Genomic DNA, 5185 nt, shown 5'->3' with positions numbered 1-5185 from the left:
ATCCGAATATCAGATGCGAATAAGATACGCGCCATCCGGTTGGAGCGGCCTGAAAAGCGCAATGCACTTACGGACGAAATGTACGATGCCGTCTCAAATGCGCTTGATGACGCCTCGCAAAGTGAGGACATTGCCGTCGTCACCATTGGAGCGGTAGGAGACTTTTTCTGCGCCGGCAACGACCTATCGACCTTTGCCAAGGCAGCCGAAGGCCCAAGGCGAGGAGATCAGCCGTCAGCTGCGGCCCGCTTTGTCAAAACCATCTCGGCTTTTCAAAGGCCGCTGATCGCTGCCGTCAATGGGCCGGGTGTCGGTGTGGGCGCAACGATGCTGCTGCATTGCGATCTTGTGGTCGCCAGACGCACGGCGTGGTTTGCCTTTCCATTTGCCGATCTCGGCCTCGTCCCCGAGGCAGGATCCTCGCTGCTGCTTCCATTGCGCATGGGACATGCCGCTGCTGCGCGCTTGCTTTTGCTTGGTGAACGATTGACGGCAGAAGAAGCCCATGCCGCGGGATTGGTATCTCACATCGTTGATGACGACGCCGACGCAATTGCGCATGCCACGGCTATTAAGCTCGCTTCTATGTCGGTATTTTCATTGATAGAGACAAAGCGACTAATGAGCTCCGCGAGCGGCGGTGTGGCCGAGCATATGGAGCGCGAAGGCAAGGCGTTCTCGGCGGCCCTGAGATCAGATTTTGCAAAAGCACGCTTCGCAGCATTTCTCACGAAAAGTTGATCGCACGGCCTTTGAAACAGGCGGGGCATGCCCGCCTGTCACCATGGTTTTTTTATGCTGCCAGGAAACCTGTCAGCCGCTTGGTGATGATCGCTTCTGCTTCGTTCATGATCCGGTCGATCAACTCCAGACAGGTCGGAATGTCGTTGATCAGGCCAGCAACCATGCCGCAAGACCACACACCGGCGTCCATCTCGCCATCCAGCATAATCTTGGGGTACACGCCAGCCACTTCCGGCAACACATCTTCGAAGCGGATGTCTGCACCCAAGGATGCCTCCTTCTCCAGCAAGCGCTGCGACGCTTTGTTTCTCAAAACGCGCTCCGTGTTCCGCAGTGGTCGCAATACGATGTCGGTATCGAGTTCAGTTGCCTTGAGGATTGCCTGCTTAACATTGTCGTGAACCGGCGCTTCTTTAGTCGCGATGAAGCGCGTCCCCATGTTGATCCCTTCCGCACCCATCGCAAGGGATGCAACCAAGCTGCGTGCATCGGCCTGCCCGCCCGAGGCAATGAACGGAATATCGAGTTCGTCAGCGGCGCGTGGCAATAATATCATATTGGGCACGTCATCTTCACCCGGATGCCCGCCGCATTCAAAGCCATCAACTGACACAGCGTCGCATCCGATGTCCTGCGCTTTCAAAGCATGGCGAACCGATGTGCACTTGTGAACGACACGGATGCCATTGTCTTTCAGCATTGGCAGCCAATTCGATGGATTGTTTCCCGCCGTCTCGACGATTTTCACGCCTCCATCGATGATGGCTTTCAGATAGCCAGGATAGTCGGGTGGATTGACCGAGGGCAGGAATGACAGGTTCACGCCAAACGGCTTGTCTGTAATGTCACGGCACTTTGCAATTTCGTTGGCAAGATCCGCAGGTGTACGCTGTGTCAGCCCTGTAATAATGCCCAAGCCGCCCGCGTTCGAAACAGCGCCAGCGAGCTCAGCAAAGCCCACGAAATGCATGCCGCCCTGAACAATCGGATGTTTGATGCCCAGCATCTCGGTAATCTTTGTCTTCATTACAGATCTCCCAAAATAGTCAGCCGGCGGTGTATCCGCCGTCTACAGTAAGTTGTGTGCCCGAAATTCCCGACGCCGCGTCGCTCGCGAGGAACAGGGCTGCAGCTGCAACCTCATCGGTGGTGAAGAGACGTTTCATCGCTTGCATCGTGGCCAGACCGGCGACCTTGGCCTCAATGTCAGCCTCCGATGCAGCAGTGCGCTGTCGAGCCTTGATCGCATCACGCACAATGCCGGTATCGGTGAAGCCAGGGTGGATCGAGTTGACCCGAATGTTATAGCCCCGCTCATTGCATTCGAGGGCGGCGGATTTGGTCAGCATGGTCACGCCGCCCTTGGAGGCACCATAATCCGCCTGCATTGGACAGCCGACAAGTCCCATGATCGAGGACATATTGATAATCGAACCACCTCCGCGCTCGCGCATGGCGCGGATGCCGTGTTTCGTCCCCAGAAACACGCTGGTCAGATTGACCGTAATCACTCGCTGCCAGTCAGCCAGCGCCATTTCCGCAAGTTCGACACCTGTTGGAGCAATCCCTGCATTGTTCACCAGAATATCGAGTTTGCCATGCTGACGGACCAGTTGGGCGACCACATGCTCCCAGTCATCTTCGCTTGTGACATCGTGCCGCAATATGCTCGTCGAAGCGCCACCCGCGATGTCGGTTTTAATAACCGAGGCGCCCGCCTTTCCAAAGGTCTCGGCTATGGCCTTGCCAATCCCGGCATTTCCGCCGGTGACCAAGGCGATCTTGCCATCGAGCCTAATCATGCGCTTATCCTATGTTGAAAGACATAGTCCGCAGGATCGAAGGTTCGTGTCGCGTCCCAATAGTCGAACACACGCAATGGCCAGTTTTGGGAAACACGGCCGGTCCTGGACTTGTACCAGCTTTCCACACCGTCGAGGCCCCAAGCCATTTTGGCATTGGCCTCGTCCATTTCTCGGCAGAAACGGTCGAGAGAGGCTTGGCGCACAACCAGTGTCGCCAGCTCATTGGCTTCCATATGCTGAAGCCCCTGAACGATATGATTCATCGCATATTCGGAAAAAGCGATGATGCTGCCATTGGCGACGATGTTGGTGTTGGGTCCATAGAGTATGAAGAAATTGGGAAAGTCAGGAACCGAAATTCCGAGATAGGCACTCGGATCACCGTCCCATATGCTGTTGAGTTCCTTACCGCTTGCACCGGTCACGCTCACGCCTTCAAGAAAACCGCTAGCCGAGAATCCAGTGCCGAAAATAATGACGTCCACTTCATATCGTGCATCATTGTCGCAAACCATTGTGCCAGGCTCAATCTGCTTTACGCCGGCGGTTTCGAGAATGACGTTGTCCTGACGCAGCATCTTGAACCAAGAGCCATTGTCCCTGAGCAGACGCTTGGCGCCCGGCGGGTAATCGGGGATGATCTTAGGATGCAGGTCGGCTCTGTCGCCTGCTTCCGCCAGTAAATGGCGCGTCAGCTTGTCCCGAAGCCCGTCATTGGCGGCACTAACAGACCCGTCGGCGGACCAGTTCGGATCGACAGTCGTAAAGGGCATCAGGCTGTCTGCAGTGGTCATGAACAGTGCATATCGATACCAGGCCAGATATTCTGGGAAGCGCGCGAGCAAGTCCTGTTGAGCGGCGGGAATGGGCTCATGATAGTCAGGCGTCGGAATCAGCCAAGGGGCTGAAATCTGAACAACGACTGTTTCTTTGGAGATCTTGGCGACTTCCGGCGCAAACTGTGTGGAGCTGGCACCCGTGCCAATGATGGCAACGCGCTTGCCGTTTAGATCGACGTCATGGTTCCACGTTGCCGAATGAAAAACCGGGCCTGAAAAGCTATCAAGGCCAGGAATTTTTGGGATAAAGGGACGATTGAGCTGGCCAACAGCGGTGATCACGGCCCCAAATTTTTGCTCCTCAATGGAACCGTCGGCTTTTTCAATCGATACGCGCCAGCTCTTGCTGGCGGCATCGAAGGCCAATCGCCTGACGTTGCTGTTGAGCCAGCAGCGGCTTTCGATGCCATAGTACCGTGCACATTGTTTGAAGTACGCCGAAATCTCCGGCTGTTCGCAAAAACGGTGTGGCCAGCGCGCATTGCCGTAAAAGGAATAGGAATAGCTCTGGCTCGGCACATCTACCCGGCAACCCGGGTAGGTGTTTTCGTGCCAGGTGCCACCGAGTTCCGGATTTTTCTCAACCAGAAGATAGTCAAAACCCGCTGCCTGAAGGCGGATTGCCGCGAGAATTCCCGACATACCGCCGCCGATGATCAGTACGCGAGTCTGTGCGGTGACGGTGGCATCTTTCCTGTCGATTTGCGCAGGTCGCAAATGCTCGAGGTGGAAGCGCCGTTCTTCACTCGGTACATCGCGCTGCAGCACAAACGCCATTAGTTCGGACGCTGCAAAATCATCCAGAAATGCGACGTCGCGAACCGGGAGATTATGAAGCCAGGCGGAGAGTTCCGCCGCCTCAGCATTGCCGAGTTGTTCAAATGCACTGCGTGAGAACGGGAGCTTGTCCAGAAAAGAGATATTGCCCGTTCGTTCGACCATCGCCGCAACCAACGACCTGAGCGCCAACGGATCCAGGGACCTTAAAAGCGCTTCATTAATACCGCCGAGACGTTCTGCCCCATTCTCCATCACTAACTCTCTCCCGCGTAATTTGCGCTAGTCAATCGACTAACAGCAGACACAAAAAAATCCATCATGACGATGCTGGCCATTTCGGCCAAAATGCAGGCACAGCGGTTCGGTAGGCCTGATAACCGGGCCGATGCTGCAGAGAATAGTACTCGGCTGGCTCAACGCCCGTCAGACATGTCAGGCCGATATACATATAGCGTGAAACATAGATCAGCACGGCAAAAAGGAGCAACTTATCAACCCCCCAAGTAAAATCGGAGACATCAAATATTTCAAAAGAAGCAGCGACTGCGAGTGCTGTCCATGCGAGCCACTCACCAAAATAATTTGGGTGCCTGCAAAAACGCCACAAACCAATAGTGCATACTGCGTTAGCCCGATTTTGCTTCGTCGCCTCCTTAACAAAGGCCTTCTTCTGGCTGTCGGCTATCGTTTCGATAACAAAACCAATGGCCCAAATCAGAAGGGCGACAAAAATGGGGACCGTCAGCGCCGTTTCACTTTGCGCCAGAACAAAGGCGGGCGCTGCAAGCAGGATGGCGTTCAAGAACCACTGAGCGGCGATGTCGACTTGCTGGGCCAGCATGATGTTGCGCTTACCATTCGCAGCCCAGCGCAGCCTCTGATATTCGTATCGACCGAATTCCTTGCGGAACGCACCACGGCCCAGGGCCTGAACCGAGCGCACACCCGTTCTCAGACCCATGGCAAGATAGATCACTCCGATGAGAAAGCGCAGATGTTCATCGCCATTGCCGATGA

5 protein-coding genes are annotated in these 5185 nt (G+C 55.2%); 1 reads left to right on the top strand and 4 read right to left on the bottom strand.

What is annotated here, in order from left to right:
* A partial coding sequence (locus tag DM995_RS18910; RefSeq protein WP_157973337.1) for an enoyl-CoA hydratase-related protein occupies positions 1 to 741 on the top strand: 741 nt, incomplete at its 5' end.
* 52 nt (positions 742 to 793) lie between these two features.
* On the opposite strand, the gene DM995_RS18905 is transcribed toward DM995_RS18910, so the two are convergent.
* The 4 genes from DM995_RS18905 to DM995_RS18890 form a co-directional block, all read right to left on the bottom strand.
* Positions 794 to 1771: an NAD(P)H-dependent flavin oxidoreductase gene (locus DM995_RS18905; RefSeq protein WP_116970676.1), complete on the bottom strand. Its 978-nt coding sequence runs from the start codon at positions 1769 to 1771 to the stop codon at positions 794 to 796.
* 19 nt (positions 1772 to 1790) lie between these two features.
* The gene (locus DM995_RS18900; RefSeq protein WP_116970675.1) at positions 1791 to 2546 is read right to left on the bottom strand and encodes an SDR family NAD(P)-dependent oxidoreductase; all 756 of its coding nucleotides are present in this window, start codon (positions 2544 to 2546) and stop codon (positions 1791 to 1793) included.
* Positions 2543 to 4420: an NAD(P)/FAD-dependent oxidoreductase gene (locus DM995_RS18895; protein ID WP_116970674.1), complete on the bottom strand. Its 1878-nt coding sequence runs from the start codon at positions 4418 to 4420 to the stop codon at positions 2543 to 2545. The genes DM995_RS18900 and DM995_RS18895 overlap by 4 nt, the downstream gene beginning before the upstream one ends.
* A gap of 64 nt (positions 4421 to 4484) precedes the next feature.
* On the bottom strand, positions 4485 to 5185 hold a 701-nt coding region (locus tag DM995_RS18890), incomplete at its 5' end, for a DUF1295 domain-containing protein (protein WP_116970673.1).

Origin of the sequence: Blastomonas sp. UPD001 (assembly GCF_003426715.1) — a bacterium.
Classification (GTDB): domain Bacteria; phylum Pseudomonadota; class Alphaproteobacteria; order Sphingomonadales; family Sphingomonadaceae; genus Blastomonas.
This window is presented reverse-complemented; position numbering and strand designations above follow the sequence as displayed.